We start from the raw sequence: 15,155 nt of genomic DNA, 5'->3' as shown, positions 1-15,155 counted from the left end.
ACGAGATAATAGGGGAGAAGACATAATAAATGTTTAGAAATGCATTAAGCTTATAAAGACACAGTACTTTATTTAGGCACATGTCAGTTAGGGTACGTCTCGCATCTCTTGATGATGTTAAAGGCATTGTTGAGGTTCATTGTTCTTCAGTTAGCAAATGGGTCAAATACATCAATGGTAAGAGAGTTGAAGCTAGATATGATGACCTTACTATAGCTGAGCGATGGAGTCATGGAGGCCCTTGGATGAGTATTGAAACTTGCGCTATAAATATAAACAACATCTTAATCAACAATCAGTACCCCTTAGTAGCTGAGCTCAATGGTAAAATAGTCGGAGAGCTAGAGCTCTACATAGGTGAGGAGGGGGGTCTCCTCGGTAAATGTGGATATATCGATGTTTTGGAAGTACACAAAGATTATAGAAGAAGAGGTGTTGGTAAAGCACTTGTGAACAAGGCAGTCGAAATAGCTAAAGAGCATAAATGCGATACTGTGGCTGTATGGCCGGTTAAAGAAGCTGTTGGATTCTATAGAAAATGTGGCATATCCGAGATCGCATACAGGATTGTTCATGTAGAAATAAACCTCAATGAAATCCGTACTAAGGTTCAAGAACAATACTCAACTACTTCGTTTCCTAATAATTATGATATTATCAAAGACATGATATTTGTAACACCTAGGATATTTTCATCCTTTGCTGCATGGATAAAAAGTAGATGGCGCTATGCCATAGAGAAGAATAGAACAAGTATCGAGGGTTGTATACCAGAATTAAATGCATGTTACATAATCAAGGGTCTTTGGAATAATAAAAGTGCAGCTGAATTATTCCTATGGGTTGAGGATATAGCAAGTATAAACCAAGTGCTAAATGAAATATTTGGAATCGCTAAGAAAAAGGGGATTACCACACTACATTTGCTAATAGATGAAAATGTGTACCAAGAAATCGTGAATAAGTATCCTCACAAGGTTTTAGAACACGAGGTCCTCCTGATGAAAAAGTAAGATGATTCATTGTATCTCTTTTCACCACTACTTCTCTGGCCAGTTGTTGTCATTATGATCTCCATACAATCCTCTCCTCTGAAACCATTTAAAAATTCTAGAAAACAAAAGCCAACAAACATTATGACGACATATCGCAGTTAGCTAACCATGTTTCAGACTGTTAAAAGGCTTGATAATAATTTATTAAATAAGGTAAAAACTAGGATTAGGCAATATAGTAGTATTCACCTTTCTCTTTCTGCTCCCTATCCTTAACGCTACCCTCCTTGTTCGCCCTGGGTCTTCCAGTATCTGGATCTCTTCTGAAGGTTATTCCAATTGAAGCTAGGAACCTGTTCATTCCCTCTCTCATTCCCATTGGGGGTAAAGCCCTTCCATACTTTCCAGGCTCTCCCTCAAATACCATAAGTCTGTCACTAACATAATCAATCATCAAAACGTCGTGCTCTACAACTAAAGCCGTCTTCTCGTTCTTCTCCATCAAGTGCCTTATCGCCCTTGAAACTGCCAATCTCTGCTCAACATCTAGGTAAGCTGATGGCTCATCGAGCAGGTAAATATCGGCATCTCTAAGGAGTGTAGCTGCTATTGCAACTCTCTGAAGCTCTCCACCCGAGAGCTCGTTTACCTCTCTGTCATATAAGTCAATTATTCCCAGGGGCTTCAAGAGTTCAGTCTTGTAGAAATTGCTGTTTAGCTTAGAAGCATCAATCTTGCTCAACAGCTCATAAACAGTTCCTTCATAATCGGCCTTAATGTACTGGGGTTTATAAGCTACTGTAAGGTCCCACTCTATCTTTCCTTCCGTAGGCTCCTCAACTCCTGCAAGCATTTTAACGAATGTTGTCTTTCCTATTCCGTTTGGTCCAACTATTCCAATTACCTCCCCCTTCTTTATCTCTCCAGGCTCGACCTCCAACCTAAAGCTACCGTAATCCTTCACTAACCTGGGATAAGTGACCAGGGTTTCCCTCTCTATCTCTACCCTCTCTCCAGTCTTCGTGAACTTGATCTCATAGGGCCTAAATCTAACGTTCTCATCCTTTAAATAACCCCTGAGAAATTCGTTAATCCCATTTCTGGTTCCCTTTGGCTGAGAGAATATTCCATACACTCCAGGCTCACCGTAAACTACATGGATTATATCGCTAAGATAGTCGAGAACTGCCAAATCGTGCTCTACAACTAAAACGGATTTTCCTTCTTCACTAAGCCTTCTTATTGCTCTAGCAGCATTCAATCTCTGCCTTATGTCTAAGTAGCTTGAGGGCTCGTCAAAGAAATAGAACGTTGCATTTCTCAGCAGAGCTGCGGCTATTGCAACCCTTTGAAGCTCTCCACCAGAGAGGTGTTGGATTTCCCTATCAAGCACATTTTCCAATTCGAGGGCCTTAACTACTTCCTCCAACTTACCAGTTTCATCGGCCTTCTTTAACAGCTCTATGACCTTCCCTTTTACGGCCTTTGGAATCAAGTCCACGTATTGTGGCTTAACAACTGGCCTTATCTCTCCGTTCTTAAGCTTTTCAAAGTAATTTTGGAGTTCATTTCCTCTAAATGCTCTTATAACACCATCCCAGCTGTCATTGTCCCCACAAAGGTTTGGAATCAGTTGTCCAGCAAGTATCTTTACTGCCGTAGACTTTCCAGTACCGTTAGGCCCCACTATACCCACGACCATGCCTTCCTTAACTACGGGAAGTCTATAGAGGACGAAGGCGTTAACACCATACCTATGCACACAGTCCTCTTCGAGCTGCTCTGGTAGGTTAACTATGCTTATGGCCTTGAAAGGACACTTGTGGACGCAGATTCCACATCCAGTACAGCTTGCCTCTTGGATTATGGGCTTGTAGTTTTCTTCGTCAATAATTATTGCCTCTCCTCCCATTCTATTCACTGGACAGACCCTCTCACAGAGAAAGTGCCCACACTTGTCTGGATTACATTTGTCGTAATCGATGACCGCAATCCTCATCTCCCCTCCCCAACTAACCGTGAGAGATACGGTTTATAAATGGTACCCAGAATATTGGATTAGGTGATGACATGAAAAAGGAAAGACTCAGGTATTCTCTGCCACTGCTTCTAATTGGAATAGGAGTATTGATAGTTCTTTTACACCCTCCCTACATAATGAGATTTATAATAGGGGGGCAGGCCTACTACATCAACCTCTTGCTGGCCTTTACTCTGATTGTTGGAGGAATTTTGCTGATATTTGTTGGAGAAGAAGGTATTTCATCTTCATAAAAATCCTTTTAAGTTAAAACTTTACAAATATCAACCAGCCTGGTAGGGGGTAGGAGGATGAGCATGGAAGAGAAGGTCAAAGATCTTTACGAGAGGAAGAAAAAGATAATGCAAATGGGTGGGGAAGAGGCAATAAAGAAGCAACATGATAAAGGAAAGCTTACAGCTAGAGAAAGAATCGAGCTTCTCCTAGACCCAGGAAGCTTCGTGGAAATAGGCATGTTCGTTAAGCACAGGGCCACGGAGTTTGGGATGGACAAGAGAGAACTCCCAGCAGATGGAGTAATAACGGGTTACGGAACAATTGATGGAAGGCTTGTCTTTGTCTATGCCCAGGACTTCACGGTAATGGGAGGTTCTCTTGGGGAAATGCATGCAATGAAGATAAAGAGGATAATGGAGCTGGCTTTGGAGGCTGGAGCTCCAGTTATAGGGCTAAACGATTCTGGTGGAGCTAGAATACAGGAGGGCGTTGATTCACTTAAGGGGTATGGAGAGATATTCAAGATGAACACAATTCTCAGCGGTGTAGTGCCTCAAATTACGGCAATTATGGGCCCATGTGCAGGGGGTGCCGTCTACAGTCCAGCAATTGGAGACTTCATACTGATGGTCGATAATCCATCAACGTTCATGTTCATCACCGGACCCCAGGTAGTTAAGGCCGTTACGGGAGTGGAGGTATCTCCAGTTCAGCTTGGTGGTGCAATGGTTCATGCCCAGAAGAGCGGACAGGCTCACTTGATAGGGAAGAGCGATGAGGAAGTTATTATGCTTATAAAGAAGCTCTTAAGCTACCTCCCCTCCAACAACATGGAGAAGCCTCCAAAGATAAAGCCCAAGGATGAGCCCTTCAGAAGAACCCCAGAATTGTATGATATAGTTCCAGATGATCCAAACAAGGGTTACGACGTTAGGCAAGTAATTTATGCAATAGTTGATAGGGACGAAAACGGAAACCCCGACTTCCTGGAGCTACAGCCATACTTTGCTCCAAATGCTGTGATTGGGTTTGGAAGGATTAATGGACAGCCCGTTGGAATTGTGGCAAACAATCCAATCCACTTAGCTGGAGTTCTTGACATTGACAGTTCTGATAAGATAGCGAGATTCGTGAGGTTCTGTGATGCGTTCAACATACCGATAGTCACCTTAGTTGACGTCCCAGGATATCTCCCAGGGGTTGACCAGGAGAGTAGGGGAATAATTAGGCACGGGGCAAAGGTTCTCTATGCTTACGCTGAGGCGACAGTCCCAATGGTCACTGTTATCCTAAGAAAAGCTTATGGAGGAGCTTACCTTGCAATGGGAAGCAAGCACCTGGGAGCAGACTTCGTCTTTGCATGGCCTACAGCTGAGATAGCTGTTATGGGGCCTGAAGGTGCTGCAAACATAATATTCAGAAAAGAAATAGCTGCTGCCGAGAACCCAGAGGAGGTAAGACAGCAAAAGATCAAGGAGTACAGGGAGAAGTTTGCAAACCCATACGTAGCTGCGGCAAGAGGTTACATTGACGACGTAATAGATCCAGCTGAGACAAGAGCAAAGATAGTTATGGCTTTAGAAGCTTTGGAGAACAAGAGGGTTAAGCTTCCTCCAAAGAAGCATGGAAACATTCCACTGTGAGGTGCCCAAAATGAGCCAACTCCTTGAGGGCCTCTATATTACAATTTTAGGAATAGTAGTTGTCTTTTCAGTCCTTGCAATCCTAGCAATTGTCATGGACTTAATAGGGAGAACTGAGAGGAAGTTGGTAGAAAAGGAGAAAAAGAAAGAAGTTGAAGATAAAAAAGTTGAACCAGTTAAAGTTGAGAAAAAACTTGATGAAAAGAAGATTGCAATAATAACTGCTGCGATTTTGGCCTATTTGAGGGGAAAGCAACCAAAAGAAGTCCCAATCAAGAGAAAACCTTCTCCAAATTGGTGGTTATCTGGTCTCATCACCCAAATGGAAGAAGTTGAAAACTTCAACTATGAGATAGGGAAGTGGTGAGGATGAAGGTCAAGATCGTTATAAATGGAGAGGAATACGAGGTTGAAGTAGAGGAAATAATGCCTGGAAAGTTCAAGGTTACTCTGGAAGGAGAAACTTACGAAGTGGAAGCCAAAGACCTGGGAATCTCTACCCCAGCTCCAGTTCCACAAGTTCCCACTCCAACCCCAGCTCCAGCCCCTGCCCCAATGCCAACTTCAACACCAGCTTCACCACAAGTCGGGGATAACGTGGTTACAGCTCCAATGCCTGGAAAAATACTGAAGATACTTGTAAGCGAAGGGCAAAGGGTAACAATAGGTCAAGGATTACTAATTCTGGAAGCAATGAAGATGGAGAACGAAATTCCATCGCCTAAGGATGGCGTTGTGAAGAAGATTTACGTCAAAGAAGGAGACACAGTTGATACTGGACAGCCATTAATTGAGTTAGGGTGAGGGAGAATGGGACTTGAACAGGCAGTAGTTGACTTCTTCAACCACATGGGACTTCTTAATTTAACAGTGGGAAATGTAGTGATGATCATAGTTGGATTAACTCTAGTGTACCTGGCAATAAGGTACGAGATGGAACCTCTGCTCTTGCTCCCCATCGGCATCAGTGCAGTTTTAGTTAATCTCCCTCTCTCCCACATGGCTAACTGGCCTCTAGCTCCCCAGCTCCCCCCTGAGATTCAGGAAAACATATTCGCAACAATAAGCTACTTAAGTCAACAATATGGGCCCCCTGGTCTATTTGACCTCATCTACTACCTCCTCATAAAGACTGAAGTAGTACCTCTCTTAATATTCTTCGGCCTTGGGGCCATGACTGACTTTGGTCCAATGATAGCAGATCCAAAGACAGCACTGCTTGGTGCTGCAGCCCAAATAGGGGTATTCGTCGCAATGCTGGTTGCCCTGGCCCTAGGATTTAACCTAAAGGAAGCTGCGAGCATTGGGATCATTGGTGGTGCAGACGGACCTACAACCATTTATCTAACGACAAAATTGGCACCTCACATTCTCTCAGCAACTGCTGTAGCGGCTTACAGTTACATGAGCCTAGTTCCGCTAATCCAGCCACCAGTTATCAAGGCTCTAACAACACCAGAGGAGAGGAGAATTAGAATGGAGCAACTAAGGCCAGTATCTAAGAGGGAGAAGATACTCTTCCCAATTGCAAGCATGATAGTTATCGGACTCCTCGTCCCCTCAGCTGCACCACTCATTGGAATGCTTATGATTGGCAATCTCTTTAGGGAAAGTGGGGTTGTACAAAGGCTTAGCAAAGCTGCCCAGGAAGAATTAATGAACATCGTAACCATATTCCTTGGCCTGGGAATTGGATCAACAATGAGGGCCGAGAGCTTCTTAACTCCCAAGACGCTGATGATACTTGCCTTGGGTGTGGTTGCCTTTGCTTCCGCAACGGCAGGTGGAGTATTGTTTGGCAAGATAATGATGAAGATCTCTGGAGGAAAGATTAACCCAATGATTGGAGCTGCAGGAGTTTCAGCAGTTCCAATGAGTGCCAGAGTAGTTCAAAGGCTTGCAAGTGAAGAAGATCCAGGAAACTTCATACTCATGCACGCTATGGGACCCAATGTTGCGGGTGTCATAGGAACGGCCGTAGTCGCTGGAGTATTCTTATCAGCACTTGGCTAATCCCTATCATAAATTTTTTATTTATCTTTTTTGTTAGTAACTTTTTGGGATGAGATATGGACTTTGCCCTATTCATGGAGAAGTACGGATATAAGATATTGGGGTTACTTCTCGTGATAATTGTTATAGTAGTGTTAGCATTCCCGTTCCTGGGTCTTCTAAAGTTCCTCAGGGAAAACTGGGAGGTGGCGGGAGTACTAATACTGCTAATCCTAATCACGTCGTTTTTTAGAAGAAAGTACTATCAAGCCTATGGAGAGGCTTTGGGTAGGTACTTTTATGATGATAAATTTGGAAAAAGACCTTAAGGGAGAACTTGAGTACCAGTCTTCCCTTCGAGAGCCTCAACTGCCTTTTCTAGGTGAGCTATTATGGCCCTCTCTCCACCCCACTCGATGAACCTTATAGCCGCTAGAACCTTTGGCCCCATGCTTCCCGCCTTAAAGTGGCCCTCTTCATAGTACTTCCTAAGCTCTTCGACCTTAACTTCCCTTAACCACTGCTCCTTTTCCGTTCCATAGTATAATGCAGCGCCGTTAACATCTGTAAGAATCATGAATATGTCAGCATTTACTTCCTCAGCAAGCTTTTCTCCTGCCAGATCCTTGTCGATGACGGCCTCAACACCCTTTATTTCCCCGTCTTCAAGTATTACAGGAACTCCTCCTCCACCACTTGCAATAACTATAACTCCCCTTTCCACTAACTTTTTAATCGTCTCTGCCTCAACGTGCCCTTTGGGATCTGGAGAAGGAACTACTCTTCTCCAACCTCTACCAGAATCCTCTTTAACTATCCATCCCTTTTCTCTGGCTAACCTTTTTGCAGTCTCTTCATCGTAAAATGGCCCCACTGGCTTTGTGGGGTTTTGGAATGCTGGATCATTCTTATCAACAATTGTTTGGGTAATTATTGTAACAACTTTCTTTTCCATGCCCCTCTTCCTCAGCTCGTTCTTCAAAGCCTGCTGAATCATATAACCAATCCATCCCTGACTCATTGCACCAGCCACATCCATTGGTTGGGCGGGAATTCCATAAGTTGCCTGCCCAGCATCCATATGAAGGAGAAGACTTCCAACTTGAGGACCATTTCCATGAGTGATAACAACTTCATACCCTCTCGCTATAATTTCGGCAATTTGCCTAGCGGTCTTGCGAACGTTATCCATCATCTCCTCATAACTTCCCTTTTGACCTCGCTGCTGAAGAGCGTTACCTCCAAGTGCAATCACTACCCTCTTACCCATTAAAACCACCGAGAAAAGTTTGGATTTTTCTCCATAAAAGCCTTTGTTAGCCATAAAATACTTTTTTATGAAAAAACTGCGGTTTCTGAGAAATGGAAGTTGCTAAATGTAAAAATTTTACTTTTCATGTATCAAGATTTGAGAAAGTAATCAAGGGTACTTTTTCTAGGTTTCTCCGAAATTTTCACATTCTTACCAAGAAACTTGAAGATAGCCTCAACGGTCTTGACCCCTATCCCCTCGATTTTCAAAAGCTCTTCTGGCCTCGCTTGAGATATATCCTCTATACTTCTAAATCCGCTATTGTAAAGAGCTCTAGCTCTCCTTCTTCCAACCAACGGGAGTTGCATTAGGGGAATCAATTCCTCCCTAATCCCATACTTGACCCTAACCCTCAATGTTTCAAGATAATCAACGATCTCATAAGCTCCAAGAACTTTTGCAATTTCCTTTAGAGAGTACACCAGCCACTCAGCCGTCTCAACTATCCTATAGATGTCCCCAGGTTCCACCGAGTACTTTTCAACTATTTCTCCCTCAGGGACTTCATTTATCCATGCCAGAAGCACTAGTGCAGTTTTGAAAGCTCTGAAGAACTTCCTCTCTAGGTAGGGGTCGTAACCCGAAATGTAGGGATCGTCAAAGTATAACCTATCCTTGAATTCGTAGTATTCCTCTTCGAGCCTTTCAAATTCTCTCTTTGAGTAGTTGAAGGGGGTTATATCCGGAGTTAGGGAGATTAAGTGAAATATTCCTATAGGATTTGGATCTTTAACAACTTCCTCCATTTTATCCTTGAACATCTTGGCCGTATAGGGATCGATATAAAGCTTTGCAGTCCTAATTCCCAGGGAAAGCGGCCTTATTTTATCCTCTAAGGATATCTCTATGAACTCATTCTCTAGGAGGAAGTAGAGTATGTTCCTTATCTTCTCCTCTAAAGAGTATGTGTCCTTCCTTTGATAAGCATAGAATGTGTTTGAGATGAACTTCAAAATCTCCTCCACAGTTGAATAGCCAAAGGTCGCTATTAGGGCCAAAACTTGACTTCTCAAATTACTCTCGTTGGAGAGCTGGGAGAACAGTTTTTCAGGCTTTCCAAATATGTAGTGATTCATTACCTCTCTCGGATCATCGCTTGTAGAAACTATTATTCCCTCCCCAACCTCATCATACTTCGGCCTTCCAGCTCTCCCAAGCATTTGGTGAACCTCGATTATCGGAATTCTCTCCATTCCAAAGTCAGAGTACCTCCAAATATCCCTTATAATCACCCTAAACGCTGGAGTGTTAATTCCCGCCGAAAGTGTTGGGGTGGCAACTACGGCCTTTATTATACCCTTTCTAAAGTTCTCCTCCACGAGAACCCTCTCATCTCTCCCAAGACCAGCGTGGTGGAACGCAACTCCACCCCTAATGGCCTTAGCTAGCTTTTCATTTGTGGGATTTTCCTCGAGGGAATCAGCCAATTCATTTAAAGCTCTAATCTCAGGTTTCGTGAGGAGAGACTTAACTTTTTTAGAAAGCTCCAAAGCTACTCTCTCAGCCTTCCTTCTCATGTTTACAAAAATTAGCGCTCCTTTCTTCTTCCTAATTGCATCGTAAACTAACTCTTCCCAGGAGGAAAACCTGTCTATACTTCCATCTTCCCAGGTAACAAAGCCTTGGTAAAAAACTCCCCTTCTAAGCTTAACGGGCCTCCAGTCACTGACTATTAGCTCGGCATTTAACCACTCCGCAAGCTCCTCTGGATTTCCTATCGTTGCAGAGAGTCCAATTATTTGGGCCTTTCCGAGCATATGAGCTAGGATAACTTCAAGCGTAGCTCCTCTGTCTCTTGAACCAATCAAATGAATCTCGTCAGCAACTAAAATCTTCACATCCTTAATCCAACTTGAGCCATGCCTTAAAAGGGAATCAAACTTCTCAGCCGTCGCAATGATTATGTCGTATTTCCCCAACCACTCATCCTTTGAGTCGTAATCCCCAGTGGCCATCGCTACTCTTAACCCAATCTTCTCCCAATCCTGGAACTCCTGAAACTTTTCTTCAGCCAAGGCCTTCAGCGGGACTATGTATACAGCCTTTCCTCCCTGGGTCAAAATCCTATGAACCATGGCAATCTCAGCAATTAGTGTTTTTCCGCTGGCCGTTGGAATTGAAATTAATGCATTCTTACCTTCCAATATCCCGCTCTTTAAGGCCTCGGCTTGGGGAGGGTAAAAGGATTCGATACCTCTCTCCTTCAAAGTACTCTTTATCCTCTCATCAACTCTCAGCTCATCAACCCTCATACGTCTCCCTCAGCAGTTGTAGCAAAGTAAAGCGGCTCTCTTAAGGAGAATAACTCTCTTACCTCCGCTCTTGTCGAACCTGAAGACGGAGATCTTGTTCAAGTGGTGAATTCTTCTTCTTTCAAGGGCCACCATTCCAGTCTCTCTGAGAACCTTTACAAAGTCCTCCCACCTTATGTTCAACCACTGCTTGAGCTCATCGTAAAGTTCTTTCTCAACCACGAGATATAACTTCCCATCTATTAGATACCTTATCTTCCTCTTTGGAATCTCCTTCCTCAATCTCCATCTAGCATGAGTTGGAGCTTGAACCGCTAAAATTGCCTTTTCCATGTCCTCCCCATATAACATTCTAAGAAGAATTTCGGCAATGTGATTTATCCTGTCGGGAACTCCGACTATATCCCCTCTTAGCACTATCTTCCTCCTTAGAACATCTATTCCTTCCTTCTCTAAGACTTCGCCAATCTTTGCCGTTGTTCCCTTCTTGTCACCCTTCATGTCAACAATCCCACCAATTATAAAGGCCCTTTCCTGGAGATCTTCCCTGCTAAGGACTTCCTCAGCGTTTGGATCAAGGAGAACTACTCTGTTTATTCCCTTCTCCCTTAAGAAATCTGCCGTTGAACCCTCATAGCTCACAACTTTTTCGAGTGGTACCTTATTCTTTTTCTTAAACTCCTCGTTCACCCAGGTTATCGCGAACCTTCTCGGATAGTACATTCTCCTCACAACTGCATAGGTCTCTCTCAGTTGCAAAGCAACTTTATCTTTCTCCTTTGGTATATGCCTGTTCCAAAACGTCAGATCGACGATTATCCATGGATAATCGGGAAGACGCTTAGCTATCTCGCTCCCATCGACGATAACTTTGAATTTCTCCACAAAGCAGGGCCTAACGTATGCATATTTAGATGGGCCAACTTTTTTCCCATTTAAGTCCCAGGATTCAGCTGTTTCTTCCCTAAGCTCTACTATGGCCCCATCTCCCTCCAAGAGGAGAAGGGCCAATTCCTGATAGATATCCCTACCCGAAGGCCACTTTCTTGAGAGCGTTCCAACAGATTTGATGCCCTTCTCTTGAAGGATTTCCCTTAGCACATCCCCTGGCTTCTTCATCGGGCACAAACTCGAAGGAACTTTTTTAAATCTTCCCATCTCCAGTTTGTCCGATGATACATGAGATGATTCTTGATGGGAAAGTGGTTAGGTATAGGGTTGTCGAAAAGCCTGTAAAGTATGTAACGTTAAGGGTTCTCGAAGATGGAACAATTCTCGTTGTCACACCTTTAGAGCAGATAGTTAGGGAGGTTTTAATCAAGAAGAAAGATTGGATACTCTCAAAGATTTCCATAGTTGAGGAAGCTAAAGAACTATCAAGGAAAGGATTTCCCCTCTTTGGCAAGTTTTACTCGCTTGAGATGGGAGAGAAATTCGAAATAAACAGAGAGGAGTTAAGGATAACTTTCCCAGGAATAGAGTTCTTGAGGAATTGGATTAAAAGAGAAATAAAGAGGAAGGCACGAGAGATAGCTAAGGATTTTGGGATTTCTCCTAAGAGGATTTACGTAAAGGCTATGAGAACTAAATGGGGGAGCGCAACATGGAGGAAATCAATAACCCTAAACTTCTCTTCTGCCGCTCTTCCAGAGGAGCTTTTTCACTATTTAGTTATCCACGAGTTGGCCCACTTAATTGAGCTAAACCACAGCAAGAGATTTTGGAGTTTAGTTGCAAGTTATCATCCAGATTACAAGAAAAAGAGAAGAGAACTCAAGAAGTGGTGGTTTATCGTTCACTCAAACGAGACCTGGAGAGCTATTCTCCAATGGCCTGAAGGATGACCCTTCTCTTCCTGGGCCTAGTATCAAGCTCAACGAAGAATATCTGCTGCCAAGTTCCTCTCATTACTTCCCCGTCAATTATAGGGAACACTAGGCTTGGACCAAGAAGGGTGGCCCTTATGTGAGAGTGAGCATTGTCATCGAATCTGTTGTGGAGGTAAGGCCTCTCCTTGGGAACTATTTCCTTTAACCACCTCTTGAAGTCCTCCAATAACCCTTCTTCGTGCTCTATTGCTATAACGGCCCCCGTAGCTCCTGGGACAAAAATTAGCACTTGCCCCTGAGATATTCCGCTCTCAGCTACAAAGAGCTCAACTTCTCTCGTTATGTCTACTAGGTCAATTTCGCCCTTCGTGGAGAAGTGTAACTCTTTTTTTACGATTTTCATAAGCATCTCCCCCTATGTAAACTTTGCTTTTTGTTCAAAAACTTTAATGGTATTCAAGCTCATTCATATTGTTTAGGTTAACTTATCCAAATCATTCTTATTTTTTCTGTAATACTCATAGCAATAACCTAAGTATTTGACATAGAAAATTTTATAAACATAAAAGCTTAATATACCAACGCTAGTACATTATTAGAGGCGATACTATGCAAAAAAAGATATTAGGTTTTATAGTGAGTATTCTTGTATTAGGCATGACAATTGAGGTAGTAAGTTCAGCCAAAGTACCAAATGAGCACAAAAATGTGCTCTCTATAGAAATGCAAAAGAGAATTATAGAGGAGTATTCCAGACTTAGAGCTAATGGAAAAATAGAAGAGGCTAACAGATTGCTATCAAAGTATGGATTTGTTAAGTTGGGAGAAGAAAAAGTGTATCAAAAATTCAACAAACCTAAAAAGTTTAATTCTGATATTTCAATACAAAGTTGGGTTTCTGAAAGAGATTTGACTCTTGAAATAGAGTATATCGTGTATCCCGCTTCTAAAACGCTGTTTATAGACTATTATTGGACGTGGGATTTAGTGGAGGATTACTGGGATCAGGGTGATGTGGATGAAATATCAATAACTAATGTGATAGGTCAAAAAATAGAAGGAGAGAGTTACTATAAAGTGCTGGTCGATCGTGTGGATGCATGGGGTTATGAACTAAAGTGGGGAATGATACCAGGAAACCACGACGTAAAGTTAGCCTATGAAGTGCAGGCACTTAACCAAGATGCAGGAACAGTAGAACATAGGATGATATTTAAAGTAGGGGACAGTATTAAAAAGGAAGTAGTATATAGGATTCATGATGATGTATTTGGGACGGGGGAATAAGCGCCCACATAATCTACACCCACACATATGGAAATGCAAGACTTGTGGATACGATCAGTAGGATTTCGTCATATGTGGCTGGAAAAGTTGTAAAATATCCTGGACTTAAGTATATAGCAGGAGTTGCGATCTCATATGCAATACACAAGTTTGAGGAAAGTGGCCTGTGGAGGAGTGTACCAATAGATAAATACATCCAGCTTCCAAGGGGATACTGTTAGGATAAGCGGTAGGGCGTTAGGTTTAAGTTTCTGATAATTTTTCAGAAAAAGAAGGGAGAGAAATGAAGGCTGAGAGCATTCTATACTCACTGATTTCAGTCTTAAAACCTTTTCGCCGCAACAAAATCCCACCAGAAAAGAAAATCAGAGCAGTAGAACTATACCTGCGAGGCCTCAGCTACAGACAAGTCGGAAAAATCCTCAAAATCAGCCACACAACAGTCTGGGAGGCAGTTCAAAAACTAGCAGAAGCAGTTTACCAGCCAACACTCCTCGCAGTAAGAAAACAGAGGAATTTTATCGCAGTTGATGAGACTGTCGTAAAAATCAACGGGGAGAAGAGATTTCTCTGGGCTGCACTTGACGTTGAGAGCAGGGAAGTTCTCGCAGTCTGGATTACAACAACCAGAAACTGGTGGATTGCTAGAGACTTCATTCTGGTTGTTTTGAAATCCTGCAAAGGACAGCCTGTTTTTCTGGTTGACAAAGGGCCGTGGTATAAATCAGCGTTTAAATCTCTCGGGCTGGATTATCTGCATGTGACTTTCGGGCCGAGGAACTGTGTTGAGCGCTGGTTTAGGACTGTTAAAGAGAGAACAAAGCGTTTCTGGAATAACTTCAGGGCTAGAGACTGGAGGAGGGTTCACAGGTTTGTTTTTCTGTTTGCGTTCTGGTATAATTTTGTCAGAATTCATTCTAGTTTTGGTGATCCGCCTGGTGATGTGACTGAATGGCTTCAGGAGGTGATACCCCAGTTATCCTGACAGTATCTCTTCCGAGCTTGGGTGCTTTACCGAGGGGGCACCGTATAGGATTCCCCAGTTTGAGAGACTTCTAAGGGCTTTCTCCTCTTCAACATTTTTCTTGAGTGCATTACTCACAAACAGTACTTTATCAAACTGAGAGAGGACAAAAGTCATTAAAAGCTTCTCCACAGTCCTTTTTATCTTCTCTTGGGTGGTATTTGGACTGTCGTAATGAGTGTGATACAGATAGATTATCCTTACATCCGGATTTCTATTTTTGTAAATCATTGCAGGAATTGCAGTGAACCATCCACCCTGAGACAGTATAAGTTCAGGTTGCAATCCATCGAGCTGTTTTATAGCCTTGGCGACATATAGTATTTTGTTTTCTGGAAGCTTTATTTCTTTTTCAGTGGGATCCCCCTCACGCATTAAGATAGCGTAATCTACCCCAAGCTCCTTTAATGCATCAACTAAGTTTTTGGTGTAAACTTTAACGCCCCCTCCATCCGAGTTGAGGCCATAATTGGTTAGTATCCCAATACAAACATCATCGCAGTGAGAGTGCATAATTATATACCTCCTCAAGTTTGTCTACGTATGATTCCCAGTTTTGACGAG

General features: G+C 42.8%; 17 protein-coding genes. 11 read left to right on the top strand and 6 right to left on the bottom strand.

Annotated elements, in window-relative coordinates:
* Positions 1-80: 80 nt before the first annotated feature.
* Positions 81-1,013: a GNAT family N-acetyltransferase gene (locus ACMFNG_RS06235; RefSeq protein WP_011011790.1), complete on the top strand. Its 933-nt coding sequence runs from the start codon at positions 81-83 to the stop codon at positions 1,011-1,013.
* A gap of 208 nt (positions 1,014-1,221) precedes the next feature.
* On the opposite strand, the gene ACMFNG_RS06230 is transcribed toward ACMFNG_RS06235, so the two are convergent.
* Positions 1,222-2,994 (bottom strand): ribosome biogenesis/translation initiation ATPase RLI, encoded by a 1,773-nt coding sequence (locus tag ACMFNG_RS06230; protein WP_011011791.1) that lies wholly within the window; start codon positions 2,992-2,994, stop codon positions 1,222-1,224.
* 71 nt (positions 2,995-3,065) lie between these two features.
* On the opposite strand from ACMFNG_RS06230, the gene ACMFNG_RS06225 reads away from it, so the two are divergent.
* From ACMFNG_RS06225 to ACMFNG_RS06200, 6 genes are read left to right on the top strand one after another with little or no spacing between them, the layout of a single operon-like run.
* The gene (locus ACMFNG_RS06225) at positions 3,066-3,269 is read left to right on the top strand and encodes a hypothetical protein (RefSeq protein WP_011011792.1); all 204 of its coding nucleotides are present in this window, start codon (positions 3,066-3,068) and stop codon (positions 3,267-3,269) included.
* 57 nt (positions 3,270-3,326) lie between these two features.
* Complete coding sequence (gene mmdA / locus ACMFNG_RS06220) at positions 3,327-4,895, top strand: methylmalonyl-CoA decarboxylase subunit alpha (RefSeq protein WP_011011793.1); 1,569 nt, start codon at positions 3,327-3,329, stop codon at positions 4,893-4,895.
* Between the two features lie 10 nt (positions 4,896-4,905).
* Positions 4,906-5,262, top strand: coding sequence for an OadG family protein (locus tag ACMFNG_RS06215; protein ID WP_014835199.1), 357 nt, complete (start codon positions 4,906-4,908; stop codon positions 5,260-5,262).
* A gap of 2 nt (positions 5,263-5,264) precedes the next feature.
* Positions 5,265-5,699, top strand: a complete 435-nt coding sequence (locus ACMFNG_RS06210) for an acetyl-CoA carboxylase biotin carboxyl carrier protein subunit (protein ID WP_011011795.1) — start codon at positions 5,265-5,267, stop codon at positions 5,697-5,699.
* 6 nt (positions 5,700-5,705) lie between these two features.
* Positions 5,706-6,908: a sodium ion-translocating decarboxylase subunit beta gene (locus tag ACMFNG_RS06205; RefSeq protein WP_011011796.1), complete on the top strand. Its 1,203-nt coding sequence runs from the start codon at positions 5,706-5,708 to the stop codon at positions 6,906-6,908.
* A 56-nt stretch (positions 6,909-6,964) separates the two neighbouring features.
* A complete protein-coding gene (locus tag ACMFNG_RS06200) occupies positions 6,965-7,216 on the top strand; it encodes a hypothetical protein (protein ID WP_011011797.1) in 252 nt (83 codons plus the stop codon).
* Here ACMFNG_RS06200 and arcC read toward each other — a convergent pair.
* The 3 genes from arcC to trm10 form a co-directional block, all read right to left on the bottom strand.
* On the bottom strand, positions 7,213-8,157 hold the full coding sequence (gene arcC, locus ACMFNG_RS06195) for a carbamate kinase (RefSeq protein ID WP_011011798.1): 945 nt from the start codon (positions 8,155-8,157) through the stop codon (positions 7,213-7,215). The genes ACMFNG_RS06200 and arcC overlap by 4 nt on opposite strands.
* 131 nt (positions 8,158-8,288) lie before the next feature.
* Positions 8,289-10,451, bottom strand: a complete 2,163-nt coding sequence (locus ACMFNG_RS06190; RefSeq protein ID WP_011011799.1) for an ATP-dependent DNA helicase — start codon at positions 10,449-10,451, stop codon at positions 8,289-8,291.
* 9 nt (positions 10,452-10,460) lie between these two features.
* Complete coding sequence (trm10, locus tag ACMFNG_RS06185; protein ID WP_223209009.1) at positions 10,461-11,570, bottom strand: tRNA (guanine(9)-/adenine(9)-N1)-methyltransferase; 1,110 nt, start codon at positions 11,568-11,570, stop codon at positions 10,461-10,463.
* Between the two features lie 53 nt (positions 11,571-11,623).
* Between trm10 and ACMFNG_RS06180 the strand changes: the two genes are divergently transcribed.
* Complete coding sequence (locus tag ACMFNG_RS06180) at positions 11,624-12,295, top strand: M48 family metallopeptidase (RefSeq protein WP_011011801.1); 672 nt, start codon at positions 11,624-11,626, stop codon at positions 12,293-12,295.
* Here the strand turns inward: ACMFNG_RS06180 and ACMFNG_RS06175 are convergent.
* Positions 12,270-12,683 (bottom strand): secondary thiamine-phosphate synthase enzyme YjbQ, encoded by a 414-nt coding sequence (locus ACMFNG_RS06175; RefSeq protein WP_011011802.1) that lies wholly within the window; start codon positions 12,681-12,683, stop codon positions 12,270-12,272. The two genes, ACMFNG_RS06180 and ACMFNG_RS06175, sit on opposite strands and share 26 nt — an antisense overlap.
* A gap of 206 nt (positions 12,684-12,889) precedes the next feature.
* Between ACMFNG_RS06175 and ACMFNG_RS06170 the strand changes: the two genes are divergently transcribed.
* The 3 genes from ACMFNG_RS06170 (at position 12,890) to ACMFNG_RS06160 (ending at position 14,552) form a co-directional block, all read left to right on the top strand.
* A complete protein-coding gene (locus tag ACMFNG_RS06170; protein ID WP_011011803.1) occupies positions 12,890-13,567 on the top strand; it encodes a hypothetical protein in 678 nt (225 codons plus the stop codon).
* A gap of 44 nt (positions 13,568-13,611) precedes the next feature.
* On the top strand, positions 13,612-13,788 hold the full coding sequence (locus ACMFNG_RS06165) for a hypothetical protein (protein ID WP_430515110.1): 177 nt from the start codon (positions 13,612-13,614) through the stop codon (positions 13,786-13,788).
* Positions 13,789-13,850: 62 nt separating this feature from the next.
* Positions 13,851-14,552 (top strand): IS6 family transposase, encoded by a 702-nt coding sequence (locus ACMFNG_RS06160; protein ID WP_430515109.1) that lies wholly within the window; start codon positions 13,851-13,853, stop codon positions 14,550-14,552.
* On the opposite strand, the gene ACMFNG_RS06155 is transcribed toward ACMFNG_RS06160, so the two are convergent.
* Positions 14,544-15,104: a glycosyltransferase family 4 protein gene (locus ACMFNG_RS06155; protein WP_244949832.1), complete on the bottom strand. Its 561-nt coding sequence runs from the start codon at positions 15,102-15,104 to the stop codon at positions 14,544-14,546. The two genes, ACMFNG_RS06160 and ACMFNG_RS06155, sit on opposite strands and share 9 nt — an antisense overlap.
* Positions 15,105-15,155 lie beyond the last annotated feature (51 nt).

It is taken from the genome of Pyrococcus woesei, from assembly GCF_050496105.1.
GTDB classification, from domain to species: domain Archaea; phylum Methanobacteriota_B; class Thermococci; order Thermococcales; family Thermococcaceae; genus Pyrococcus; species Pyrococcus furiosus.
Note: the sequence above shows the minus strand (reverse complement) of the source record. Positions and strands in the feature narration are given on the sequence as shown.